Genomic DNA, 23,100 nt, shown 5'->3' with positions numbered 1-23,100 from the left:
GTCGAAGTTGTTGTCCCACAATCACCCAGCCGTTCGGCCAACTCCGTTACTGTTTGCTTGTCCCATTTAACAACCCACACTGCAGGAAGGGTCCCCGCATGTTGAAGGGCTTCAAAGAGTTTCTCTCCCGCGGCAATGTCATCGATCTTGCGGTTGCTGTGGTCATCGGCGCCGCCTTCACCGGCTTGGTCACCTCGTTCACCGAGAAGGTCGTTCAGCCGCTGGTCGACCGGATCGGCGCCGGCGGCGATCGTCAATACGGCTTCCTCAAGATCTCGTTGGGCGGCACCCCCGAACAGTTCGTCGACTTCAACGCGGTGCTGTCGGCATTCATCAACTTCCTGATCGTCGCCGCGGTGATCTACTTCGTGATCGTCCTGCCGTACAAGAAGCTGCGCGAGCGCGGCGAGGTGGAACAGGCCCAGGACACCGAATTGAGCATCCTGACCGAGATCCGCGACCTGCTGGCCGAAAACGGCAGCGTCGACACCGGCAAGCACGTCACCGGCCCCGGCACCGGCCCGAGCCCCGACACCGCCAAGCACACGAGCGCCGACCGCGACAAGTAGACACCCGAACACAAAAGCAGCCCCTGGATTTCCCAGGGGCTGCTTTGTTGAGGCCTAGAACTGGACGTTCATGTGCTCAGTTCATGTTCCAGGGCTCGCCGTAGGTGGTGACGCTGTCACCGGTCGAGGCGATGAGGCGGGCGAACGGACGCAGCAGCACACCACCGGCCGCGCCGGTCACGGTGCCGTGTGCGTTGGACACCGCCACACCACCGGCGGGACCCTTGACGTCCACCGAGAAGGTGGCGACTTCCTGGATGCCGGGGCCGTTGCCCAGGTCCGCGCTGATCGACACACCCGGGAACAGGTTCGGGGTGATGACGGACTCCAGGCCGAAGGGCGGGCCGGTGATGTCACCATCGTCGATCAGGATGTTGGGGGTCGTGTACGAGAAGTTGATCCCGACACCCAGCGACCAGGGGAAGCCGATCTGGTAGCCCAGCTCCAAGGTGCCCTCGAAGTCATCGGCACCCGGGCCGGCGACGGTGTACTTGGCGCGGCCGGAATGGAACCACTCGCGGGTCAGCCGGTTGCGGTCCAGCGGGAACACACCATTGAGGAAGGTGTCCCACTGCTGAACGGTCAGGGTCCGATCCTGACCATCAACCAGGCTCAGTTCATTATCCAGCCCCGCATGAGAAACGCCCGTGCTCGTAAACAACGCCGCGATAGCTGCAACTAACGCGACCAGCACCCGACTGAATGCCTTCATGTTCTCCCTAGCTATATCGCCGGTGCTCCCGGAGGCCCACCGTTTTGTGGTTGGCGTCCCGGCCCCCGCAGACCGTACCGCCGCGCAAGACCAACATGTGATGCGGATTAGGAACTCCACACGTTGCTCTTACTTAATGCTCATCGTTGACACGAGGAACATAACGGCAGTGCATCCGGGCGGCAACGCAAGCACATATCCGTGGGGCTGCATACGTTCAATCGATCAAAATTTGCTGAAAGCCGACTGGGAGATGGCGCACAAGGTCGTGGTGCTGCAAGTTGGCCCGCATGGCAATGCTGTGACGCCGTTCGCCTTGGTAACGAGGTGAGGTCCAGACCACATCGCTCGGCAGGGTTTTCCTGCCCTTACAAGCCGCTCACCTTTTCATCGATGATGGGGCGGAATGTTGTTCTGCAGCCACCGGTCGCGGTCGGCATCGTCGTCCGGCGAAGCGGTGTCGCGTTCGTCGGGGGCGATGTCCGGGAGGGCCTCGCCGAAGATCTTGTTAACTGCGTGACGGGACATTTTGTTCGCTTCCGGCATCACGATTCCCCTTTGTGACTAAGATCACATTCCAAGTCGGGCGCTGTGCAACGCTCGTTAACCTGCTCTTAACCAGCATGAACGCTGAGTGCGACATTCGCCAACAAACGGAAACGGCGGCCGATGGCCGCCGTTTCGCTTGCGTTCAGATCTCCAAACTTGATAACTGGCCGATCACCTGCGCAGCCAGTGGCCCGAGGGTGGCCATGCCGTCGCGCACCGCTGCACGGGACCCGGCGATGTTCACCACCAGCGTGCTGCCCGAGACTCCGCACAGCCCGCGCGACAGGCCTGCGTCAACGATGCCTGCGGAGAGGCCCGATGCGCGCAACGCCTCGGCGATGCCCAGCAGCTCGCGGTCGAGGATGTCGAGGGTGGCTTCCGGCGTCACGTCGCGCGGTGTCACCCCCGTACCACCGACCGACACCACCAGATCGACGCCGCCGATCACCGCGGTGTTCAGCGCGTTGCGGATCTCGACTTCGTCCGCGGCCACGACCACGACCCCGTCGACGACGAAACCGGCCTCACCCAACAACTCTGTGACCAACGGACCGCTGTGGTCTTCCTCGCCGTGTGCGGTGCGATCATCGACGACGACGACGAGCGCCCGGCCCACCAACTCCCCTGGCTGTTCCATGCCTGCAACCGTATATCCGGCAGCAGACAACGGTGTAGCCAGACGCAGTGTGGCCATTCCGCCGGGCCCGGTCAGCGTGCTCACTGCTCGGCCCTGCCGAGGGTGACCTCGATTGTCTGCGGCTTGCCGCCCGGGTCGAGGAAGGTCAGCGTGACCTTGTCGCCGGGGGCCTTGGACCGCACCGCGGCGACGAGCGCGTCAGCGCTGCCGATCACCCGTTCGTCGACCTTCGTGACCACCACCCCGCTGGGCAGACCCGCTGCCGCCGCGGCTCCACCGTTGGTGACCTCGACGATCTTGGCGCCGTCGCTGGTGGTGTCATTGCTGACCTGCACACCCAGCGACGCGTGCGAGGCCGTCCCGTTCTGGATCAGCTCGTCGGCGATCCGCTTGGCCTGGTCCACCGGGATCGCGAAGCCAAGGCCGATCGACCCGCTCTGCGCCTGCGGCGAATCCCCACCCATGGTGGCGATCGCCGAGTTGATCCCGACCAGTTCGCCGTTCATGTTGACCAGGGCGCCACCGGAGTTACCCGGGTTGATCGCAGCGTCGGTCTGGATGGCGTCGAGCACGGTGTTCTGGTTGCGGGCGTCGCCGCCGGCGGCGACCGGGCGGTTCAGCGCGCTGACGATGCCGGTGGTGACCGTGCCTTCGAGACCGAGCGGCGAACCGACCGCCACCACATCCTGACCCACCCGCAGGTTGGCCGAAGAGCCGAGCGTGATGGGGGTCAGGCCCGAGACGTCCTGTGCGCGTACCACCGCGATGTCACTGCTCGGGTCGGTACCCACGACGGTGAACGACTTTGTGGTCCCGTCGGAGAACGTCACCTTGGTCTGGGCGCCGGCCGGCGCCGGCGCCCCGCCCGGTACCGGCGCGGGTCCGGGCCCGCCCGGCTTCGCGGCCTGCACGACGTGGTTGTTGGTCAGGATGAGGCCGTCGGCGGTGAGGATGATGCCGGAGCCCTCCTCGGACGCGCGACCCAGGTCGGTCTCGAGCTTGACCACACTCGGCACGACCTTGGCCGCCACCTGCTCCACCGAGCCCGGCGGCAGGGCCGCGGCGGGGACGGTCGGTGCGGCGCCGAGGCCCTGCGTGCCCAGGCGCGGGTGGTCGTCGTGCACGAAGGTTGCGACACCGCCACCGATGCCTGCCGACACCACGGCCACGGCGAGCGCGCCGGTCAGCACGCCGGTCATGGACCGCTTCTTCGCCGGGACGGGCTGCGGACCGGCCGGAATCCGGTACGGGTCATAAGGCGCGCGATAGGCCTGGGGCTGCGGCTGATGCTGCGGCGTCTGGTGTTGCTGCGTCTGGTGCGACTGCTGCGGGGGCGGCAGTTGTTGCTGCTGCTGCTGCGACGGCTGCTGACGCGCGTAGCGCCAGTCGTAGGGCTGTGACTGGTAAGGATCAGGACGCGCACCGGCGTATCCGGGGGCGCCGCCGGGATGCTGCTCCGGCTGCTGGGGGTACCTCGGGTGGTTCGTCATTTGTGCTGCGTGCTCTTCTCTTGTAAAAGGTCCGCCGGCCAGTCACGCCGATCCGGTCCGACCCGTATGTCCAACCCTCGTGTCCGTCACTTCGTCAAACGAAGTCGTAGCCACTCAGGTTGCCCAGATGGGCTGAGAATCCACTTAGAGATTTCTGGTCCATCCATGACTGGTCCCCCGACCGCCTCAACTGTCTCACTTTTTCTCCGCGCCGACGGTGTGCCCACCACCGACCGGGTGCACGTGTGTCGCATCGGCATTCGAGATCGGCTGCCCTGGCAGCACCATGTGAAACGAAGCCCCCGGTGGGGTGCCACCCGGCACGGTCTCGTCGATGTGCAGGGCGCCGCCGTGCTTGAGCACCACCTGCTGGACGATAGCCAATCCGAGGCCGGATCCCGGCATCGCCCTGGCCGCATCGGATCGGTAGAACCGCTCGAACACCAGCGCGCGTTCCTGCGGAGGGATACCGGGCCCGTGATCGGAGACCACCAGCTCGGCGTGTGTCGGATCGATCTGGCGCAACCGGACACCGACGCGCCCACCGGCCGGACTCCACTTGGCGGCGTTGTCGAGCAGGTTGAGCACGGCGCGGCCGAGTCCGGGTGCATCGCCGAACACCTGCCAGCCGATGACATCGACGTCGAAGTCGATGTCATTGCGACGCCGCCGGACCCGCTCCAGGCTGCGGTCGACGACCTCGGACATGTCGACCGGTTCCGGGGTGATGCCGCCCGCATCGTCGCGGGTGAGGTCGACGAGGTCGCCGACCAGGGTGGAGAGCTCCTCGATCTGGGCGATCACGTCCTGCTGTAGCCCGTCCATCTCGTCTCTGGGCAGGGGCGGCGCCCCAGGCGCCTGCGAGGCCATCAACAGTTCGACATTGGTGCGCAGCGAGGTCAGCGGCGTTCTCAGCTCATGCCCGGCGTCGGAGACCAGCCGGGACTGCCGTTCCCTCGATTCGGCCAGCGCCCGCAACATCATGTTGAACGCCTCGGTGAGCCGAGCGAGCTCGTCGCTGCCGACCACCGGGATGGGCCGCAGGTCGTCGGTGCGGGCCACCCGCTCCGCGGCTTCGGTGAGTCTGCCCACCGGTCTGAGCCCGGCTCGCGCCACCGCTCCACCGGCCATGGCCGCCACTGCCACGCCGACACCTCCGACGATGAGCAGCACCGTGCCCAGACGTCTCAGCACTTGGACAGTGGGCGCCAGGCTCTTCGAGATCAGCAGGGAACTGCCGTTGGCCAGGTGCACCGCGAGCACCCGCTGGTGGTTGGCGGTGCGCAGGGACATCAGCAGCTCGCCCGAGATGACATCCTTCTCGGCCTTGCCCAGCGGCAGCATCTGGCCCTGCTGGTTGGCCGTGTAGATGGACCGGCCCGGGATCACCAGCATCGCGTTGACATCGGAGTACGCGGTGCCCTCGATTGCCTTGCCGGGGTCGGCCGCCAGCGATCCGCTCTCGATGAGCAGCCGGGCGCGGCTGTGCAGCTGGTTGTCGAGATCGTCGTAGAGCGCGCGGGACACCACGGCGTAGACGGCGACGGCCATCAGCACGACCACCATGGCCACCATCGACATCGCCAGCATCATCACGCGCCAGCGCAATGACAGTGAGCTGGTGTTTCGTAGGACGGCTGCGGGCCGCCCAATGTACATCGGGGTAGTGCGACCGTCGTTGTCGTTCAGCGCCATCAAAATCAGGGGGGTGTTTCGCGCAGCACATAGCCGACGCCGCGCACGGTGTGGATCAGTCGAATCTCGCCTTCGGCCTCGGTCTTGCGCCGCAGGTAGCCGATGTAGACCTCAAGCGCATTGCCGGAGGTCGGGAAGTCGAAGCCCCAGACCTCTTCGAGGATGCGGCTGCGGGTGAGCACCCGGCGGGGGTTGGCGATGAGCATTTCCAGCAGCGAGAACTCGGTGCGGGTGAGGCTGATCTGACGCTGGCCGCGGGTCACCTCGCGGGTCACCGGGTCCAGGGTCAGGTCCGAGAACGACATCTTCTGCGAATCGGCGCCGTCGTCGCTGACGGTCCGGCGCAGCAACGCCCGCATCCGCGCCAGCAGCTCCTCGAGCGCAAACGGCTTGGGCAGGTAGTCATCCGCGCCGGCGTCCAACCCGGCGACCCGCTCAGAGACCGAGTCGCGGGCCGTCAGCACCAGGATCGGCAGGTCGTCGCCGGTGCTACGGAGCTGCCGGCACACCTCCAGGCCGTCCAGCCGCGGCATCATCACGTCCAAAACCACAGCGTCGGGCCGGTCATTGGAAATCGCCTCGAGCGCTTCGACCCCATCTTGGGCGAGCTCGACCGAATATCCGTTGAAAGAAAGCGACCGGCGCAGGGATTCGCGCACAGCGCGATCGTCGTCCACGACAAGTATGCGCACAGCCACAGTTTCAACCCGCTATCTGAGAGTGGGCTGAGAGGCGCGCCGCGAATTCGCCGAGGGTTTTTGTGAGCCCCGAACAACCCTGAGCACGACAAAAAGCGCTATCGCAAGCGATAGCGCTTTTTGAGTAAGTGCTTGCGGGTCTAGCGCTTGTCGAGGTCGACCAGACCGAGACGGGCGGCCTTGAGCAGACGGCGCGGCACCTTGTGCTGCTGACCGGCGACGCTGACGCCGACGAGACCGGTGGCCTCGGCCTTCCACTGCGCGCGCCGGCTACGGGTGTTCGCGCGCGACATTCTGCGCTTGGGCACAGCCATGACGTGCATCTCCTTGCTCTGGGTTGTTGCCGCGCGAATCGAAATGAGCTCACCGGCGGCGACGATTAGGTACAGAGTAACGGTTGACCTGGCGCTCCTCCAAAACGCAGCTCCACGGCCCTGCGCCGAGCGCTCCGCGGCCGTTACACCGAGCGCTCCGCGTCCCTTCCGCCGAGATTGATGTCAGGGACAACAACGGGCCGGTTCTGTCCCTCACCTCAATCTCGATGGCATGTCGGTGTGGGGTGCGAGCATGCCGCAATGACGGCGGTGGCAAGGGTGTTCATCGGCAGCGAAGCGTTGGCCGAAGGTGATCGCCGGGTTCGCCGCATCCGCGCTGCACGGGGCTTCCTACGTCGATGCCGACATCCCGATCGAACTCATCTGGCGCAACGGCCGCCCACCCAGCGGATTGATCGTGCGCAACGAGACGCTCGCCGACGACGAGATCAAACGAGTGGTCGGACTGCCGGTGACCACACCGGTGCGGACGGCGTTCGACCTGGGCCGTCACCTCCCACGCGATGACGCCGTCGCCCGCATCGACGCTTTGGCGTGGACACTCCAGGTCACCGCCGACGACGGCATCTTCCACCAGTCGGACCGCAGGCGTTATGTGCAGGACCAGAAGACCCTACGGAAGCTGGAGGCCATGGGCTGGATCGTCATCCGCGTGATCGCCGAGGACAACATCGTCGACGTCCTCGCGCGGGTCGAGCAGGCGCTGCGCAGCCGCGGCTGGCATCCAGACTGCGTTCAGGGACAAATCGCCGCTTGATTCCGTCCCTGGATGCAATCTGGTGGGTGGACCCCGGGCCGGACACCCCTTGACGTGGTACCGGCGGTACCCGCTAACCTACCGGTTGGTTGGTCCCTTTCAGCGTTGACGGGAGTACGTGTGCCACCAGTAGTACGGATCGGCAACTGTTCGGGGTTCTACGGCGACCGGCTGTCTGCCATGCACGACATGCTCGCCGGCGGGGAGCTGGACTATCTGACCGGTGATTATCTCGCCGAGCTCACCATGCTGATCCTGGCCCGTGACCGGGCCAAGAATCCCGAGCGCGGCTACGCCAAGACCTTCCTGACCCAGCTCGAGCAGTCACTGGGGCTGGCACTGGAGAAGGGCGTGAAGATCGTGGCCAACGCCGGCGGGCTGAACCCCGCGGGACTGGCCGTCGCCATCCGGGCCCTGGCCGAGCGGCTGGGTCTCGACGTCAACGTCGCCCACGTCGAGGGCGACGACCTCGTGGGTCGCGCTTCCGAACTCGGCCTCGGCACTCCCCTCGCCGCCAATGCCTACCTGGGCGCGTGGGGCATCGTCGACTGCCTGAATTCCGGCGCCGACGTCGTGGTCACCGGCCGGGTGACGGACGCGTCGGTGATCGTCGGGCCCGCGGCCGCGCACTTCGGTTGGAAAACCACCGATTACGACGCACTCGCCGGGGCGGTGGCCGCCGGTCACGTGATCGAGTGCGGCACCCAGGCCACCGGTGGCAACTACTCGTTCTTCTCCGAAATCCCAGATCTGGCCCGGCCCGGGTTCCCCATCGCCGAGATCTCCGCCGACGGCTCTTCGGTGATCACCAAACACGCCGGCACCGGCGGGCAGGTCAGCGTCGGCACGGTCACCGCGCAGCTGCTCTACGAGATCACCGGCGCCCGCTACGCCAATCCGGATGTGACGCTGCGGGTGGACTCGGTGCAGTTGAGTCAGGACGGCGAAGACCGCGTTCGAATTTCCAACGTGACCGGCGAGGCGCCGCCCCCGACGCTCAAGGTGTCGTGCAACAGCATCGGCGGCTTCCGCAACGCGGCCACCTTCGTGTTGACCGGCCTGGACATCGAGGCCAAGGCGCAGCTGATCCGCAGCCAGTTGGAGGCCGGGATCAAGGTCCGGCCGGCCGAGCTGGAGTGGAACCTGGCCCGCACCGACCATCCCGACGCCGATACCGAGGAAGCCGCCAGCGCCCTGCTGCACTGTGTGGTCCGTGACCCCGACCCCAACCTCGTCGGCCGCCAATTCTCGGCGGCAGGAGTGGAACTCGCGCTGGCGAGCTACCCGGGCTTCACCACCACGGCGCCGCCCGGCGACGGTCAGATATACGGCGTGTTCGTACCCGGCTATGTCGACGCCACCGAGGTTCCGCACATCGCCGTGCATCCCGACGGCACCCGGATCGGCATCGCTCCGGCCGCCGAAACACTTGCGCTGGCACCGGTTTCCGACCCAGCCCTGCCCGAGGAACTCCCCGCAGGCCCCACCCGGCGCGCCGCACTCGGCACGATCGCAGGCGCGCGCAGCGGCGACAAGGGCGGGTCGGCCAACGTCGGGGTCTGGGTGCGGACCGACGAGCAGTGGCGCTGGCTGGCCCACGCCCTGACGGTCGAGCGGCTTCGTGAACTGCTGCCCGAGACAGCCGATCTTCCGGTCAGCCGGCATCTGCTGCCCAATCTGCGGGCCGTGAACTTTGTGATCGAAGGCATCCTCGGCCAGGGCGTCGCATATCAGGCCCGGTTCGATCCACAGGCCAAAGGGCTGGGCGAATGGTTGCGCAGCCGTCATCTCGATATCCCGGAAAGGTTGCTGTGACCGGCATCTGGAATACCCCCGAACGCGAATCGCTGCGCAAGACGGTGCGTAGTTTCGCCGAGCGTGAGGTGCTGCCCCACGCCGCCGAATGGGAACGCACCGGCGAACTCCCGCGCGAGCTGCACCGCAAGGCCGGCGAGGCCGGACTGCTCGGAGCCAATTTCCCCGAGTCCGTCGGCGGTGGCGGCGGCGACGGGGCCGACGCGTTGATCATCTGCGAGGAAATGCATTACGCCGGCTCGCCCGGCGGCGTGTTCGCCTCGCTGTTCACCTGCGGTATCGCGGTGCCCCACATGATCGCCTCGGGTGACGAGCGGCTGATCGAGACCTATGTGAAGCCCACGCTGCGCGGGGATCTCATCGGGTCGTTGGCCATCACCGAACCCGGCGGCGGCTCCGACGTCGGGCACCTCACCACCCGCGCAGTTCGAGACGGCGATGACTACATCCTCAACGGCGCCAAGACCTACATCACCTCGGGTGTCCGCGCGGATTACGTCGTCACGGCGTCGCGCACCGGCGGACCGGGCGCGGCAGGCGTCTCACTGATCGTGGTGGACAAGAACACCCCGGGCTTTGAGGTCACCCGCAAGCTGGACAAGATGGGTTGGCGTTCAAGCGATACCGCCGAGCTGTCCTACAGCGACGTGCGGGTGCCGGTGGCCAACCTGATCGGCGCGGAGAACTCCGGCTTCCTGCAGATCGCCGCGGCGTTCGTCTCCGAGCGGGTGGGCCTGGCCGTGCAGGCCTATGCCAGTGCGCAGCGCTGCCTGGACCTGACCGTGCAGTGGTGCCGCGACCGCGAGACATTCGGCAAGCCACTGATCGCCCGGCAGTCGGTGCAGAACACGCTGTCCGAGATGGCCCGCCGGATCGATGTGGCCCGGATCTACACGCGCCATGTGGTCGAGCGCCAGCTCGCCGGTGAAGACAATCTGATCACCGAGGTGTGCTTCGCCAAGAACACCGCGGTCGAGACCGGCGAGTGGGTGGCGAATCAAGCCGTGCAGTTGTTCGGCGGGATGGGCTATATGGCCGAATCCGAGGTCGAACGTCAGTACCGTGACATGCGCATCCTGGGCATCGGCGGTGGTACCACCGAGATCCTGACCTCGTTGGCCGCAAAGACATTGGGGTTCCAGTCGTGACCACACTGAAGTCCACCATCGACCCCCGCTCCCCCGGGTTCACCGAAGCCGCAGAGGTGATGGCCACCAAGCTGGCCGAGCTCGACACCGAGCACGCCAAGGCCCTGGCCGGTGGCGGGCCCAAGTACGTCGACCGCCATCACGGCCGCGGCAAGCTCACCGCCCGTGAGCGCGTCGAGCTGCTGCTCGATCCGGATGCACCGTTTCTGGAGCTCAGCCCGTTGGCCGCGTGGGGCAGTGATTTCACCGTGGGCGCCAGCGTCGTCTGCGGCATCGGCGCCGTCGAGGGTGTCGAGTGCCTGATCGTCGCCAACGATCCGACGGTCAAGGGCGGCACCAGCAACCCCTGGACCCTCAAGAAGATCTTGCGCGCCAACCAGATCGCGATGGAGAACCGGCTTCCGGTGATCTCCCTCGTCGAGTCCGGCGGCGCCGACCTGCCGACGCAGAAGGAGATCTTCATCCCGGGCGGGCAGATGTTCCGCGACCTCACCCGCCTGTCGGCGGCGGGGATCCCCACGATCTCGCTGGTATTCGGCAACTCGACGGCCGGCGGTGCGTACATCCCTGGCATGTCCGACCACGTGGTAATGATCAAGGAACGCTCCAAGGTGTTCCTGGCCGGTCCGCCGCTGGTCAAGATGGCCACCGGGGAAGAGTCCGACGACGAGTCGCTGGGTGGGGCCGAGATGCACTCCCGCACTTCGGGTCTGGGTGACTACCTGGCCAACGACGAGCTCGACGCCATCCGGATCGGCCGCCGGATCGTGGCTCGGTTGAACTGGCGCAAGAAGGGACCGGTTCCCGCACCGGTCGTCGAGCCGCTGTTCGACCCGGAGGAGCTCATCGGCATCGTTCCCGCCGACCTGCGCATCCCGTTCGACCCGCGCGATGTGATCGCCCGCATCGTCGACGGCTCGGACTTCGACGAGTTCAAGCCGTTGTACGGGTCGTCCCTGGTGACGGGGTGGGCCACGCTGCACGGCTACCCGATCGGCATCCTGGCCAACGCCCGTGGCGTGCTGTTCAGCGAGGAGTCGCAGAAGGCCACCCAGTTCATCCAGCTGGCCAACCGGTCCGACACCCCACTTCTGTTCCTGCACAACACCACCGGCTACATGGTGGGTAAGCAGTACGAAGAGGGCGGCATGATCAAGCACGGCTCGATGATGATCAATGCGGTGTCCAATTCGACGGTGCCGCACATCTCGCTGCTGCTCGGCGCCTCCTACGGCGCGGGCCACTACGGCATGTGCGGGCGCGCATATGACCCGCGGTTCCTGTTCGCCTGGCCGTCGTCCAAGTCCGCGGTGATGGGCGGCACGCAGCTTGCCGGCGTGCTCTCGATCGTCAGCCGCGCCGCCGCCGAGGCCCGCGGGCAGGCGGTCGACGAGGCCGCCGACGCGGCGCTGCGGGCAGCGGTCGAGGCCCAGATCGAGGCGGAGTCGCTGCCGATGTTCCTGTCCGGCCGGCTCTACGACGACGGGGTGATCGATCCTCGCGACACCCGCACGGTGCTGGGAATGTGCCTGTCCGCCATCGCCAATGCCCCGATCGAGGGGACGTCGAACTTCGGCGTCTTCAGGATGTGAGGCCTGTCATGACCACCTTGTGCGCCGAGACTACGCATTCTGACGAATTCCGGCCGAAATCCATCACAAACCGTAGTGCCGGCGAAAAGAGATCAAAATGAAGACAGTGCTCGTCGCGAACCGCGGCGAGATTGCCCGCCGGGTCTTCGAGACCTGTCGCCGCCTGGGCATCGGGACCGTCGCGGTGTACACCGATCCTGACGCCGGCTCACCCCATGTCGCCGAGGCCGACGCCCGGGTACGCCTGGAGGGCAACAACGGCTACCTCGATTCCGCTCAGATCATCGCTGCAGCCAAGGCTTCCGGCGCCGACGCCGTTCACCCCGGTTACGGGTTCCTCTCCGAGAACCCCGATTTCGCCGCCGCGGTGATCGACGCCGGGCTGACGTGGATCGGTCCGCCGGTGAACGCCGTGCAGGCCATGGGCTCCAAGATCGAGGCCAAGAAGATGATGTCCGCGGCCGGCGTCCCCGTGCTGACCGAACTCGACCCGTCGACCGTGACGGCCGATCAGCTGCCCGTGCTGGTGAAGGCCTCTGCCGGCGGTGGTGGCCGAGGCATGCGGGTGGTGCGTGAACTCTCGGATCTGCCAAGCGAAGTGGCCGCGGCCCAGCGTGAGGCACAGTCGGCGTTCGGTGACCCGACGGTGTTCTGTGAGCGCTACCTGGCCGCCGGACACCACGTCGAGGTGCAGGTGCTGGCCGATTCGCACGGCACGGTGTGGTCGGTCGGCGAGCGCGAGTGCTCGATCCAGCGTCGTCACCAGAAGGTCATCGAGGAGGCGCCCTCTCCCCTCGTCGAGCGCACCCCGGGAATGCGGGAGAAGCTGTTCGACGCGGCGCGCCTGGCCGCCGAGGCGATCGGCTACGCCGGCGCCGGCACCGTCGAGTTCATGGCGGACGAGAAGGGCGACTTCTTCTTCCTGGAGATGAACACCCGACTGCAGGTGGAACATCCGGTCACCGAGGCCACCACCGGGCTGGACCTCGTCGAGCTGCAGATCCTGGTCGCCGACGGCGGCCGCCTCGACGCCGAACCCCCGGCCTCACGCGGGTCTTCCATCGAGGCCCGGCTCTACGCCGAGGATCCGGCCAAGGGCTGGCAGCCGCAGGCCGGCACCGTGCACCGGTTCGACGTCCCCGGGCAGGTCCGCGTCGACACCGGCATCGAGGACGGCTCGGTGGTTTCGATCTTCTACGACCCCATGTTGGCCAAGGTCATCTCGTACGCCCCGACCCGCCGCCAGGCCGCCACCGTGCTGGCCGATGCGTTGGCCCGCACCCGGATTCACGGTCTGCGCACCAACCGCGATCTGCTGGTGAACGTGCTGCGGCATCCGGCCTTCCTGGACGGGGCCACCGACACGGCGTTCTTCGACACGCACGGCCTCGATACCCTGGCCGCCCCACTGGCCGACGCTGGTGTGGTGACAGTTTCGGCGATCGCCGCCGCACTTGCCGACGCCGCGCACAACCGCAGCAGCGCCAAGGTTTTCGGTGCGGCACCAAGCGGCTGGCGCAACCTGGCGTCGGGCTATCAGTCGCGCACGTACCGCGACGGCGCGGGTGACGACGTTCCGGTGCGCTACCGGTTCACCCGCACCGGGGTCGAGTTGCCCGACGACGACGGCGTTTCGCTCCTGTCGGCGACACCGGATCGCGTGGTGCTGTCGATCAACGGTGTCGACCGGGCATTCGATGTGGCGACGTACGGCGATCAGGTGTTCGTCGACTCTCCGCTCGGCCCGGTCCAGCTCACCGCGGTGCCGCGCTTCCCCGATCCGGACGACGCGGTCGCGCACGGCTCACTGCTCGCACCGATGCCCGGTTCGGTGGTCCGGGTCGGCGCCGCCGTCGGCGATACCGTCACCGCCGGACAGCCGCTGATCTGGCTGGAAGCCATGAAGATGGAGCACACCATCGCCGCCCCCGAGGACGGGGTGCTGGCCGAACTCAATGTCGCCGCGGGCCAGCAGGTCGAGGTCGGCGCTGTACTTGCCCGCGTGCAAAACCCTGAAGGAGAACAGTCATGAGCTTCATCGAAACCGAAGAGCAGAAGGCCCTGCGCCAGGCGGTGGCCGCGATGGCTGCCAACTACGGACAGGACTACTACCTGGAGAAGGCCCGCTCCGGTGAGCACACCACCGAATTGTGGAACGAGGCAGGCAAACTCGGATTCATCGGGGTGAACCTGCCCGAGGAGTACGGCGGCGGTGGTGCCGGCATGTACGAGCTGTCCATGGTGATGGAGGAGATGTCGGCGGCCGGGTCGGCGCTGCTGATGATGGTCGTCTCCCCCGCGATCAACGGCACGATCATCTCCAAGTTCGGCACCGAGGAACAGAAGAAGCGCTGGATCCCCGGTATCGCCGACGGGTCGATCACCATGGCCTTCGCGATCACCGAGCCCGACGCGGGTTCCAACAGCCACCGGATCACCACCACCGCGCGCCGCGATGGCAGCGACTGGATCCTCAAGGGCCAGAAGACGTTCATCTCCGGCATCGATCAGGCGCAGGCGGTCCTCGTCGTCGGCCGGACCGAGGACCACAAGACCGGAAACCTCAAGCCCGCACTGTTCGTCATTCCGACCGATACCCCGGGCCTGAGCTGGACGAAGATCGAGATGGAGATCATCAGCCCGGAGAGCCAGTTCCAGGTCTTTCTCGACGACGTCCGACTGCCGGCCGATGCCCTGGTGGGTTCGGAAGACGCCGCGATCGCGCAGCTGTTCGCCGGGTTGAATCCCGAACGCATCATGGGTGCGGCCAGCGCGGTGGGCGTGGGGCGGTTCGCCATCAACAAGGCGGTCGACTATGTCAAGACCCGCCAGGTCTGGAAAGTTCCGATCGGCTCGCACCAGGGTCTGTCACATCCGTTGGCGCAGAACCACATCGAGGTGGAGCTGGCCAAGCTGATGATGCAGAAGGCCGCGACGCTGTATGACGCAGGCGACGACTTCGGTGCGGCCGAGGCTGCCAACATGGCCAAGTACGCAGCAGGTGAGGCGTCGGTTCGAGCGGTCGATCAGGCCGTCCAGTCCCTCGGCGGCAACGGCCTGACCAAGGAGTACGGCATCGCCGCCGCGGTAACGGCGTCAAAGCTGGCCCGCATCGCACCCGTGAGCCGCGAGATGATCCTGAACTTCGTCGCCCAGACGTCGCTCGGTCTGCCGCGGTCCTACTGACGGGGCCGTACCGACGATGACGTCTTTAGTCCACTACCGGGTCCAGGGCGCCGTTGCGCGCCTGACACTCGATTCGCCGCACAACCGCAATGCGTTGTCGACGGCCCTGGTGGAGCAGTTGCACCAGGGTCTGGCCGACGCCGCCGACGAACCCGGCGTCCGGGTGGTCGTCCTCGAACACACCGGTGGAACCTTCTGTGCAGGAGCTGATCTCGCTGAGGCCGCCGGTCAGGATCCCGGTGATATCGCGGTAGACCGCGCCCGGGAGATGACCCGGACGCTGCGGGCCATCCTGGAGCTTCCGGTTCCGGTGATCGGCGCGATCGACGGGCATGTGCGGGCCGGTGGGATGGGCCTGATCGGTGCGTGCGATCTCGTCGTGGCCGGTCCGAAGAGCACGTTCGCGTTGACCGAGGCGCGTATCGGCGTTGCGCCGTCGATCATCTCGCTGACGCTGTTGCCCAAGATGTCACCGCGGGCAGCGGGCCGCTACTTCGTCACCGGCGAGAAGTTCGGCGCGGCCGAGGCGGCCGAAATCGGGCTGATCACGCAGGCCGCGGACGACGTCGAGTCCGCCGTGGCCGCGCTGACCGCCGAGATCGCGAAGGGTTCCCCGCAGGGCCTGGCTGTGTCGAAGGCGTTGACGACGGCCTCGATCCTGCGTCGGTTCGACGAAGATGCCGAAGTGCTGACGCGGCAGTCGGCGCAGCTGTTCGTCTCCGATGAGGCCCGCGAAGGCATGATGGCGTTCCTGCAGAAGCGCCCGCCCAATTGGATCGGCTGAGATTCAGCACTCCGGCCAGAGTTGGACGCGGATGACCACGCGCGTTTGCGCCGCTCGCGCGAGGTCATCGGCGTCGAACTCCCCGTGCACGCTCCGCCGCACGCGGTGAAATCGCGCATCGCGCGGCCTGGCCACCAGGAAACTCTCGATTACCGCAAGGTTGGCCGCGCCGGTCGACGCCTCGGCGTATCCGCGAAAGCGGCTCCCCTGCAACAACACCGCAACATCGGCACCACCGCGTAGGTTCTTCCACCAGGCGTTTTCGATCCCCGTGATGCACGTGAGGACGGCGCCGTCAGCGACGTAGCTGACCGGGATCTCGTAGCTTCGGCCGGTCCGACGACCCGTCACGGTGAGGATCATCATCGTGTCGCTCAGACAGCCGTGCGCCGGGCTCCGCAGCACCGCTTTGACCAGTGGAGTGACAGCCTTGACCAGCAGCCTCAGATAGGCCGGCGGAGCAGAACTCTCAGTCATGTCTGCGGGTCACTTGTCGTGTGCGGCGATGCCGTTGAGCAATCTCTCAAGTGCGGCAATCGAATCCCGGCTTTCTCGCGCGGGGTCCGCGGAGCGGGCGACGGTCATCGCCGCCTCGCACATCGCCCCGTGCAGGAGATGCGCGAGGGGTTCCACACGCTGCTTGGGCAGGTGACCGTCGGCGATCACCTGGCTCAGCCCCAGCCGCAGCAGCGACGTGACGTGTTCATCTTCGAGGTCCCGCATGGATTCCCAGCCGAGAACCGCGGGCGCGTCGATCAATGTGATGCGTTGAACGCCGGGGTCGAGTACCGCATCGAAGAACCCGCGGCAGCCGCGGAGGAATCGCTGCCAGCTACCTTTGGCACCCCTGGCCGCGTGGTTGACCGCTTCACCGATCGCGCGCTGCTCATTCTCGAACACCGCGGCAAAGAGCCCGCGCTTGCCCTCGAAATGGTGGTAGAGCGCACCTTTGGTCATGCCGGCACGTTCGGCGACGTTATCGACGAACGTGTTGTCGTAACCATCGGCGGCAAACCGCTCGCGCGCCACCACCAGGATCTGGTCGACGGTTGCGCGTGTGCGTTCGGCCTGGGTGCGCGGTCCGGGCATACCGCCAATCTACACGATCCATACTTGAGGTACATACTCCACGTATGTTAGTACTCGAGGTATGCAAGTTCCACAGCGTCCGCCAGCACGACGAGGCCCGTGCGGGCTTGAGCAGCAGACCCACCAGTGAGAGGACGATTCGATGAACACCGATCAGATCGACGTACTGCGGGATTCCTTGCGTACCTACGCCGAGGCCAAGAATCGACATGATGTGGACGCGATCATCGCCGCGTACGCACCCGACGGCAGCTACCGGGATTCCGGTATCACCCAGCCGGTTTCGGGCCACGACCAGCTCAGGACGTTCTACGAGGCAGTGTTCCGGTCGATCCCTGACTATCAGGGCCAGTTCGACGGCGCGGCTTTCGCCGAGGACACCGCGGTGGTGTGGGGCAGGATGACCGGGACGGTCGGCGATGACCTTCTGGGTCTACCCACCGCGGCGGGTAGCCGCATCGATGTTCCGGTCACCTTCGTCTGCACGTTCCGCGACGGCCAACTGGCCAGTGATACCGGCTATTTCGATACCCGGATCCTGCACCGGCAAGCCGGCGTTCCTGCCGCTGAGTCAGAGAGCGAGACGTTCGTCGCGGGTTGGGCCCGGTTCTGGGCGGCCCCCGGCGACGCCAGTGGGGTTCACGATCTGATCACCGACGACGTGGCCCTGCACTGGCCGGGCGCCACCGAACCACTCCGTGGCCGTGACGCGTACGCCGACCGACTGGGCGCCGCCGTGCAACTGATCCCCGATCTGACGTTGTCGGTGGTCGACTTTGCCCACCGCGACGGCCTTCTCATGCTCGCGTGGGAAGGCCGCGGGACGATCGGCGGCGAGCTCCGGCGCTGGCCGGGCGTCGACCGGTTCCGGTTACGCGGAACCCGAAGTGCCGAAACCACTGTCGTGTTCGATACCGGGGCGGTGGTGCCCGCCGTTCCGTCACCCCGTCGCTGAACCGAGGAGACATTCATGCGCGCCATCATCCAGCACGAATGGGACGGCCCCGACTCCGTGCGCCTCGTTGAAGTGCCGGAGCCTCGCCCGGCGCCCACCGAGGTGAAGGTCCGGGTCCACGCTGCGGGAGTCAACCCGGTGGACTACTACACAAGCGGGGGCTTGGCCTACAACCGGGTACTGGACCTGCCCTTCATTCACGGCTGGGACGTAGCCGGCGTGGTCGAAGAGGTGGGTTACGGCGTCACCCGATTCCACGTCGGTGACCGCGTCTTCGGCATGCCGTGGTTTCCCCGGCAGGCGGGCTGCTACGCCGAGTTCGTCGCCGCGCCGTCCCGCCACTTCGCGCCCATGCCAACCGGACTGAGCTTCGCCGAAGCTGCGGCACTGCCCCTGGCGGGGCTCACCGCCTGGCAGATGCTCATCGACGTGGCCCGACTGGCTCCTGGCCGGCGCGTGCTGATCTCCGCCGCCGCGGGCGGCGTGGGTCACCTCGCGATGCAGATCGCCAAGGCACACGGCGCGTATGTGATCGGCACCGCCCGCACCGCCAAACACGACTTCATCCGCAGTCTGGGCGCCGACGAAGTGGTGGATTACACCACGGCTGCAGTCCACGAAATCGTCAACGACGTGGACGTCGTGATCCAGATGTTCGGCGGCGCGGCCGGCCGTGACGCCTTGCAGTGCCTCCGCCCGGGCGGAGTTCTGGTCAGCGCTCAAGCCGCCTGGACTCCCGGCCTGTTCGACCGGGCGCGCGAGTTGAACGTCCACGCCTACGACTACCTCGTCGAACCCGACGCTGCCGGCCTGCAATCCATCGCCGAACTCGTGGCGGGCGGACGGCTACGGGTACATGTCGGCGCGCAGTACCCGTTATCCGAAGCGGCACAGGCGCTGAAGGTGATCGGCGATGGCCGCACCACCGGCAAGATCGTGCTCACTGTCGAGGCCGAGAACTGACCCGGTCGACGAAAACCGCACCGACCGGAAGCGATGCCATCCCGCAGTGGCGGCATCGGGGACGGCGCAGGTCAGCCCGTGTAGACGGGGCGGCCGGTAATTGCCAGTGGCAGCACACCCTGCGGCGTGCCTGTCGGATCTGCGGCCACAGTTCTACCGTTTTCTGTGCGGACGTTATCTGCCGTGCGGTGACCCCCTGAAAGGCCGGAATCATGGCCGATGATCAGAACAAGGCGATTTCCCGACGCGTATGGGAGGTATTCGCCTCCGGCGACCTCAGCGAGCTGGACGACCTCGTCGCTCCAGGTGCCGCCTACCACGACACCCAGGATCCGTTCGGGGATCAGCGCGGCCCCGAGCACATGAGAAGCCTCATCGAGATGTATCGGAAGTCGTTCTCCAACATGAGATTCGACATCAAGATGCAGGTGGCCGAGGGCGACTACGTCTGCACGATGATCGAGGCGCAGGGCGATAACACCGGTGAGCTCATGGGGCAGCCGGCCACCGGCAAGCACGCCCGGATCAACCTGACCGATACGACGCGGATCGAAGACGGCAAGATCGCCGAGAATTGGGTCACCTGGGACACCCTCGGCATGCTGCAGCAGCTCGGCCTGATCCCCGCAGGGGCGCAACAAAAGGCGCCCGCCTGAGCTGTGTGCAGAGAAGGGTCCAGGGCCGGCCGCGGCCCTGGACCCGCACCCCTCAACGTCCGGCGGCGCTTTTCCGCTTCCAACCGACGAGCCCGTCCGACCTATGTCGGCTCGAACAGGGTGCGGGCGAGGTCACGGTATTTAGCGGCACGCCTGGGCCTTAGGGGGCCGCTGTCATAGATGCCTCGATAAGGTCTTGTGCCTCCTTGCTGAACCCTTTGAGATTGATCCACCCTTCGGCGTCATCAGGTAGCTGTGTGACATGGCCTTGCCAGTACATGTGCAGCCAACGGGTTTCGTCTGACGAGAGGTTGGCGGTATTGGCCCACTCGTAGGCACTACGGGCGACGAGTGGGTATCGCGCAATACGTTGGCCTTGGCCTGGTGGCAGGCGAATGGACCGCATATCGATACCTAGAAACGCTGCGTCTTCAAGATCACACTCGCTGTAATCGCAGTCGACAAGCGAATCTGACCGGACGCCCCAGGGTCTCTCTGTCTCCAGGTCACGGCCATCAAAGGTGACATCGGGCAGTCGACCGGAAAAAGAGCATCTAATAAACGATGCGTTCTGAATTAACTGATCCGCGAGCCGAATGTCTTCGAAGCGGCAGTCGCGAAATCGACCATTGGACAGACTCGTTGACTTAAGATTCCCTTTTCGCCAACGGCAGTTGAGGTATTCAACTTCCCTCCCTTTATATTGGGCGCCGCCGATGTTCGAATTTTGCAAGTTTGTTTGGGAAAAATCGCAGTTAGCGTATTGGACACCCCAGCTTCGCCAGTCGCGAAATGCGCCGCCAACGAACAGACAATCGCGCACTTCCGACAAGAACAAGCGAAGGTGATCGATCTCTGCGTAGCTGAAATCGATCGACTGCCACTTTACGTTGTGAAACTCTGGCGGTTTCTCCAGGGTAACCATGGTGTAGTCCCGAGTCACACCACCCGCAGCCACGTGTTGAGCACTCACTCCACCCACGTTGGTGTGAATGGATAAACCTCTAAGGTCCCAGCGCCCTTCATGTTGACCGAAAGCAACCTGCTCAAGTCGTTTCGGCTTCTTCCAATTTTCCAGCGCCTCTTTCGCATCGGCTGCCCGCTGCGGTGTCCAACGCTCCCGAAGTTCAGCTCGTCCTGCCACAGTTCTAGATCCGATCCCACTCTAAAATCTTTCCCACACCCCAGTTGGCATAGTCCTGCAAATGCTTATCCGCCATGCGGGACGTGGTCACGTCATACCACGCTGGCGCACCCGGCCCAGGACTATTCACGATAATATCCGGGCCTTTCTCAAACCGTGGCGTCACACTCAAATGGTCCCGCAAGAAAGGATCATCTTCGATGACCTCCTTCATCCTCTTATCGATCACATTACCTTTGACATTGTTTTCCCATCGAGAGAAGTTCTTGCTCAACTGTTTCTGCTGACCAATCGATGGAGGAAGTTTCCCATTATCGTAATCGTCAACCACGTCTTTCAAGAAGTTACGCAGTGTGTTTTCGATTTCTTGGTGCCCGACCCGCGATGTTCCAGGGATAATCTTAGCGCCCACGCGGGCTAGAATTTCCGCGAGCTTTGCCAGCAACCCGCTCAGGCGGGCACCCACCGTGCGAACCAGCGCTATGAACCCCTCGATGACGGTTTTCAGTCGCCCGCCTAATTCGGCGAGCCGACCAACCAATGCGGCGTTGGCCCAGAGTTCCCCACCGACCTCGGTCAGAAGGAGCCCACCGACCTCCCATGCCACGGCTTCAAGGGCGAACTCCTCAAGCTGAGTGATCAACTCCGAGTGGGCATCATCGATGTGTTGGGCGTACTCGTTGCAGGACCGGCCGATATCCGCGCACGCGCCGGCCAATGCGTCAAGGTCAGACCCGATCGCTTTGATCCGCGCCGTGGCAACCGGAACCTCAGGAGACTCCTGCTGACCTATCAGGCCGACCACGGCCGAGACGTCATTGTCGTGCGACCCTAACTGCGTTGACGCAGCGGCCCACACATCGGCGACACTACGCAGCCGATCCTGATGGCCATTAGGCCACATGTGTCCGACGTACTTCTCGACCAGCCGCCAGATCTGCCCGGCGATCCCGCCCGGACCGTCATCGCCGGAACCGCCCAGGACTGATGCGTAACACGGGGGCAGTGGCTGCTGACCACCGGCAGGCTCGATAAACGGATAGTCTTTATGACCTCCGCCCGGTGTCGAATCGGCATCAGCCTGGGCGTAGTTGTCTCCCGTTGCCCACAACAACCCGGCCGCGCTATCGCATGAATTGGCGATGTTGTGCATGGCAGTCAGCGCCTGCGGCACCGCCTTGTCGTATCCGTCTGCGAACGCCTCCGCAGCGTCATCGGAACCCGCCATACCTGCTTGCCCTGACAACGCCTCGTCGAGCCCATCGTTGTTGAGCACCGCCACAGCGAGTGCAGCCATCGACTCGCCAGACTTGCCGTAGGCGCGCGGATCTACCCCATAGCCCATCGCAGACCCTGGCCCCTACATTCCATCCCACATTGCACGACCGGCCTCGAACGCACGGTCGTAATTGCGGTGCGCGGCAGCAACATCGGAACGCAGCTGACGCAATGCCGCCGTCATCTGTTGGGTGCCCTGCTCCCACAAGTCGTGCGCCTGCAGATGCTGACCAGCCGCTTCGCCTTCCCATGAAACATGCAGCGCAGTCACGGATTCGTTGGTGTTCTCGCAGACAGAAGCAACTTTCTGGTCGAACCGCTCCATCTGGCCCATCAGATCCACTAGGGCCGGGAGATCAACGCTAAACGCCATCTCAAAGTCTCATCGCTTGGGATAGCGCAGTGGCGCCAGTGGCATCGGTAGATGAATACCGCGCCGCCGCTATCCGCAATGCCTGGCCCTCACGGCGCAGCCCTGCCATCACGTCAGCGAACCCGTCGCACCAACGCGCCCAGTCCGCCCCGATGCCGTCAGCGGCCTGACCGGTCCAGCTCGCGCCGACTACTTCGTCGACCAACCCGCTGATCCGGTCGAACTCGGACTGCAGCGACTGCGCTGCATCTTCCACCGACTCTGCAGTATCGGTCAGCGCCTCTCTGCTCACGCGCAAGTCAGCCACCATTCCCCCCAAAAAAACCACAACGTACTTTCTTGCCTCGTTGACCAAACTTCAGTCCGACCGAAAGGCAAACTTGCTTCACTCGTGTCGAGATTCAACAGTAGTCAGTTAACCCGACAACGGTAAAGCAATGCTGAATAGGTCGGCCGCAGCAATTGTGGCGCTCCGCTGGCAGCAAGATTACCCAAAGCGGCCCACTCCGTTGAGACGGCGGCTCGCCACACCTCACGGGCGCGGCTAACTTTGGGCGACGAGTCGCTTTTCGATTCGGACGGTGACCGATCGGGTGGCGGCCACACTCTCCGCAAACTCACATTGCGCCGCTCAACGCCGTTCAACTAGACACAGACCTACTGACACGGGTGGGC

At 65.3% G+C, this 23,100-nt stretch carries 23 protein-coding genes and 1 pseudogene; 11 read left to right on the top strand and 13 right to left on the bottom strand.

Annotated elements, in window-relative coordinates; genetic code table 11:
- The first annotated feature begins 98 nt into the window (after positions 1-98).
- Positions 99-569, top strand: a complete 471-nt coding sequence (mscL, locus tag AB0876_RS03660) for a large-conductance mechanosensitive channel protein MscL (RefSeq protein ID WP_491839861.1) — start codon at positions 99-101, stop codon at positions 567-569.
- 76 nt (positions 570-645) lie between these two features.
- Here mscL and mspA read toward each other — a convergent pair whose 3' ends face one another.
- The 7 genes from mspA to rpmF form a co-directional block, all read right to left on the bottom strand.
- The gene (gene mspA, locus AB0876_RS03655) at positions 646-1,281 is read right to left on the bottom strand and encodes a porin MspA (protein ID WP_055117054.1); all 636 of its coding nucleotides are present in this window, start codon (positions 1,279-1,281) and stop codon (positions 646-648) included.
- Positions 1,282-1,668: 387 nt separating this feature from the next.
- Positions 1,669-1,827, bottom strand: a complete 159-nt coding sequence (locus tag AB0876_RS03650) for a hypothetical protein (protein ID WP_088304888.1) — start codon at positions 1,825-1,827, stop codon at positions 1,669-1,671.
- A gap of 145 nt (positions 1,828-1,972) precedes the next feature.
- The gene (locus AB0876_RS03645) at positions 1,973-2,524 is read right to left on the bottom strand and encodes a MogA/MoaB family molybdenum cofactor biosynthesis protein (protein WP_370693121.1); all 552 of its coding nucleotides are present in this window, start codon (positions 2,522-2,524) and stop codon (positions 1,973-1,975) included.
- 23 nt (positions 2,525-2,547) lie between these two features.
- Positions 2,548-3,957: a S1C family serine protease gene (locus AB0876_RS03640; protein WP_526041224.1), complete on the bottom strand. Its 1,410-nt coding sequence runs from the start codon at positions 3,955-3,957 to the stop codon at positions 2,548-2,550.
- A 195-nt stretch (positions 3,958-4,152) separates the two neighbouring features.
- The gene (locus AB0876_RS03635; RefSeq protein WP_491839935.1) at positions 4,153-5,616 is read right to left on the bottom strand and encodes a HAMP domain-containing sensor histidine kinase; all 1,464 of its coding nucleotides are present in this window, start codon (positions 5,614-5,616) and stop codon (positions 4,153-4,155) included.
- A gap of 41 nt (positions 5,617-5,657) precedes the next feature.
- Positions 5,658-6,344, bottom strand: a complete 687-nt coding sequence (locus AB0876_RS03630; protein ID WP_055117058.1) for a response regulator transcription factor — start codon at positions 6,342-6,344, stop codon at positions 5,658-5,660.
- A 146-nt stretch (positions 6,345-6,490) separates the two neighbouring features.
- Positions 6,491-6,664, bottom strand: a complete 174-nt coding sequence (gene rpmF / locus AB0876_RS03625; protein ID WP_044521728.1) for a 50S ribosomal protein L32 — start codon at positions 6,662-6,664, stop codon at positions 6,491-6,493.
- A 292-nt stretch (positions 6,665-6,956) separates the two neighbouring features.
- On the opposite strand from rpmF, the pseudogene AB0876_RS03620 reads away from it, so the two are divergent.
- The 7 genes and pseudogenes from AB0876_RS03620 to AB0876_RS03590 form a co-directional block, all read left to right on the top strand.
- Positions 6,957-7,442, top strand: a pseudogene (locus tag AB0876_RS03620) (type IV toxin-antitoxin system AbiEi family antitoxin); the annotation flags it as partial.
- Positions 7,443-7,562: 120 nt separating this feature from the next.
- Positions 7,563-9,257, top strand: a complete 1,695-nt coding sequence (locus AB0876_RS03615; protein WP_491839863.1) for an acyclic terpene utilization AtuA family protein — start codon at positions 7,563-7,565, stop codon at positions 9,255-9,257.
- Between the two features lie 5 nt (positions 9,258-9,262).
- Positions 9,263-10,405: an acyl-CoA dehydrogenase family protein gene (locus AB0876_RS03610; RefSeq protein ID WP_491839936.1), complete on the top strand. Its 1,143-nt coding sequence runs from the start codon at positions 9,263-9,265 to the stop codon at positions 10,403-10,405.
- A gap of 59 nt (positions 10,406-10,464) precedes the next feature.
- The gene (locus tag AB0876_RS03605) at positions 10,465-11,997 is read left to right on the top strand and encodes an acyl-CoA carboxylase subunit beta (protein WP_526041468.1); all 1,533 of its coding nucleotides are present in this window, start codon (positions 10,465-10,467) and stop codon (positions 11,995-11,997) included.
- 97 nt (positions 11,998-12,094) lie between these two features.
- Complete coding sequence (locus AB0876_RS03600; RefSeq protein WP_526041223.1) at positions 12,095-14,029, top strand: acetyl/propionyl/methylcrotonyl-CoA carboxylase subunit alpha; 1,935 nt, start codon at positions 12,095-12,097, stop codon at positions 14,027-14,029.
- On the top strand, positions 14,026-15,183 hold the full coding sequence (locus AB0876_RS03595) for an acyl-CoA dehydrogenase family protein (RefSeq protein ID WP_491839866.1): 1,158 nt from the start codon (positions 14,026-14,028) through the stop codon (positions 15,181-15,183). Before AB0876_RS03600 ends, AB0876_RS03595 begins: the two co-directional genes overlap by 4 nt.
- A 16-nt stretch (positions 15,184-15,199) precedes the next feature.
- Positions 15,200-15,967 (top strand): enoyl-CoA hydratase family protein, encoded by a 768-nt coding sequence (locus AB0876_RS03590; protein ID WP_526041222.1) that lies wholly within the window; start codon positions 15,200-15,202, stop codon positions 15,965-15,967.
- Positions 15,968-15,970: 3 nt separating this feature from the next.
- On the opposite strand, the gene AB0876_RS03585 is transcribed toward AB0876_RS03590, so the two are convergent.
- Complete coding sequence (locus AB0876_RS03585; RefSeq protein ID WP_526041221.1) at positions 15,971-16,444, bottom strand: nitroreductase/quinone reductase family protein; 474 nt, start codon at positions 16,442-16,444, stop codon at positions 15,971-15,973.
- Positions 16,445-16,453: 9 nt separating this feature from the next.
- Entirely contained in the window at positions 16,454-17,056 is a 603-nt protein-coding gene (locus AB0876_RS03580; protein ID WP_526041220.1) for a TetR/AcrR family transcriptional regulator, read from the bottom strand.
- Positions 17,057-17,198: 142 nt separating this feature from the next.
- Between AB0876_RS03580 and AB0876_RS03575 the strand changes: the two genes are divergently transcribed.
- The 3 genes from AB0876_RS03575 to AB0876_RS03565 all read left to right on the top strand — a co-directional run bounded on the left by AB0876_RS03575 (position 17,199) and on the right by AB0876_RS03565 (position 19,630).
- Positions 17,199-18,011 carry a nuclear transport factor 2 family protein gene (locus AB0876_RS03575; RefSeq protein WP_526041219.1) on the top strand — a complete coding sequence of 271 codons (813 nt, stop codon included), beginning with the start codon at positions 17,199-17,201 and terminating at the stop codon, positions 18,009-18,011.
- Positions 18,012-18,026: 15 nt separating this feature from the next.
- Positions 18,027-18,974 carry an NADP-dependent oxidoreductase gene (locus tag AB0876_RS03570; RefSeq protein WP_526041218.1) on the top strand — a complete coding sequence of 316 codons (948 nt, stop codon included), beginning with the start codon at positions 18,027-18,029 and terminating at the stop codon, positions 18,972-18,974.
- 212 nt (positions 18,975-19,186) lie between these two features.
- Positions 19,187-19,630 carry an ester cyclase gene (locus AB0876_RS03565; protein WP_491839872.1) on the top strand — a complete coding sequence of 148 codons (444 nt, stop codon included), beginning with the start codon at positions 19,187-19,189 and terminating at the stop codon, positions 19,628-19,630.
- A 160-nt stretch (positions 19,631-19,790) separates the two neighbouring features.
- Here AB0876_RS03565 and AB0876_RS03560 read toward each other — a convergent pair whose 3' ends face one another.
- Genes AB0876_RS03560 through AB0876_RS03545 form a run of 4 tightly spaced genes read right to left on the bottom strand, consistent with a single transcriptional unit; the run spans position 19,791 to position 22,717 of the window.
- Positions 19,791-20,774: a hypothetical protein gene (locus AB0876_RS03560; RefSeq protein WP_526041217.1), complete on the bottom strand. Its 984-nt coding sequence runs from the start codon at positions 20,772-20,774 to the stop codon at positions 19,791-19,793.
- A 4-nt stretch (positions 20,775-20,778) separates the two neighbouring features.
- Positions 20,779-22,119: a WXG100-like domain-containing protein gene (locus AB0876_RS03555; RefSeq protein ID WP_526041216.1), complete on the bottom strand. Its 1,341-nt coding sequence runs from the start codon at positions 22,117-22,119 to the stop codon at positions 20,779-20,781.
- A gap of 15 nt (positions 22,120-22,134) precedes the next feature.
- Positions 22,135-22,425, bottom strand: coding sequence for a WXG100 family type VII secretion target (locus AB0876_RS03550; RefSeq protein ID WP_526041215.1), 291 nt, complete (start codon positions 22,423-22,425; stop codon positions 22,135-22,137).
- Between the two features lies 1 nt (position 22,426).
- Positions 22,427-22,717: a WXG100 family type VII secretion target gene (locus AB0876_RS03545; protein WP_526041467.1), complete on the bottom strand. Its 291-nt coding sequence runs from the start codon at positions 22,715-22,717 to the stop codon at positions 22,427-22,429.
- Between the last annotated feature and the right edge of the window lie 383 nt (positions 22,718-23,100).

This window comes from Mycobacterium sp. NPDC049093 (assembly GCF_040704635.1).
Lineage (GTDB): Bacteria > Actinomycetota > Actinomycetes > Mycobacteriales > Mycobacteriaceae > Mycobacterium.
Note: the sequence above shows the minus strand (reverse complement) of the source record. Positions and strands in the feature narration are given on the sequence as shown.

Bases quoted from the DNA above. Each gene is read 5' to 3' on its own strand.
- mscL (WP_491839861.1), top strand. From the start codon at position 99: ATGTTGAAGGGCTTCAAAGAGTTTCTCTCCCGCGGCAATGTCATCGAT.
- mspA (WP_055117054.1), bottom strand. From the start codon at position 1,281: ATGAAGGCATTCAGTCGGGTGCTGGTCGCGTTAGTTGCAGCTATCGCG.
- AB0876_RS03650 (WP_088304888.1), bottom strand. From the start codon at position 1,827: ATGCCGGAAGCGAACAAAATGTCCCGTCACGCAGTTAACAAGATCTTC.
- AB0876_RS03645 (WP_370693121.1), bottom strand. From the start codon at position 2,524: ATGGCCACACTGCGTCTGGCTACACCGTTGTCTGCTGCCGGATATACG.
- AB0876_RS03640 (WP_526041224.1), bottom strand. From the start codon at position 3,957: ATGACGAACCACCCGAGGTACCCCCAGCAGCCGGAGCAGCATCCCGGC.
- AB0876_RS03635 (WP_491839935.1), bottom strand. From the start codon at position 5,616: ATGTACATTGGGCGGCCCGCAGCCGTCCTACGAAACACCAGCTCACTG.
- rpmF (WP_044521728.1), bottom strand. From the start codon at position 6,664: ATGGCTGTGCCCAAGCGCAGAATGTCGCGCGCGAACACCCGTAGCCGG.
- AB0876_RS03605 (WP_526041468.1), top strand. From the start codon at position 10,465: ATGGCCACCAAGCTGGCCGAGCTCGACACCGAGCACGCCAAGGCCCTG.
- AB0876_RS03600 (WP_526041223.1), top strand. From the start codon at position 12,095: ATGAAGACAGTGCTCGTCGCGAACCGCGGCGAGATTGCCCGCCGGGTC.
- AB0876_RS03595 (WP_491839866.1), top strand. From the start codon at position 14,026: ATGAGCTTCATCGAAACCGAAGAGCAGAAGGCCCTGCGCCAGGCGGTG.
- AB0876_RS03590 (WP_526041222.1), top strand. From the start codon at position 15,200: ATGACGTCTTTAGTCCACTACCGGGTCCAGGGCGCCGTTGCGCGCCTG.
- AB0876_RS03585 (WP_526041221.1), bottom strand. From the start codon at position 16,444: ATGACTGAGAGTTCTGCTCCGCCGGCCTATCTGAGGCTGCTGGTCAAG.
- AB0876_RS03580 (WP_526041220.1), bottom strand. From the start codon at position 17,056: ATGCCCGGACCGCGCACCCAGGCCGAACGCACACGCGCAACCGTCGAC.
- AB0876_RS03575 (WP_526041219.1), top strand. From the start codon at position 17,199: ATGAACACCGATCAGATCGACGTACTGCGGGATTCCTTGCGTACCTAC.
- AB0876_RS03570 (WP_526041218.1), top strand. From the start codon at position 18,027: ATGCGCGCCATCATCCAGCACGAATGGGACGGCCCCGACTCCGTGCGC.
- AB0876_RS03565 (WP_491839872.1), top strand. From the start codon at position 19,187: ATGGCCGATGATCAGAACAAGGCGATTTCCCGACGCGTATGGGAGGTA.
- AB0876_RS03555 (WP_526041216.1), bottom strand. From the start codon at position 22,119: ATGGGCTATGGGGTAGATCCGCGCGCCTACGGCAAGTCTGGCGAGTCG.
- AB0876_RS03550 (WP_526041215.1), bottom strand. From the start codon at position 22,425: ATGGCGTTTAGCGTTGATCTCCCGGCCCTAGTGGATCTGATGGGCCAG.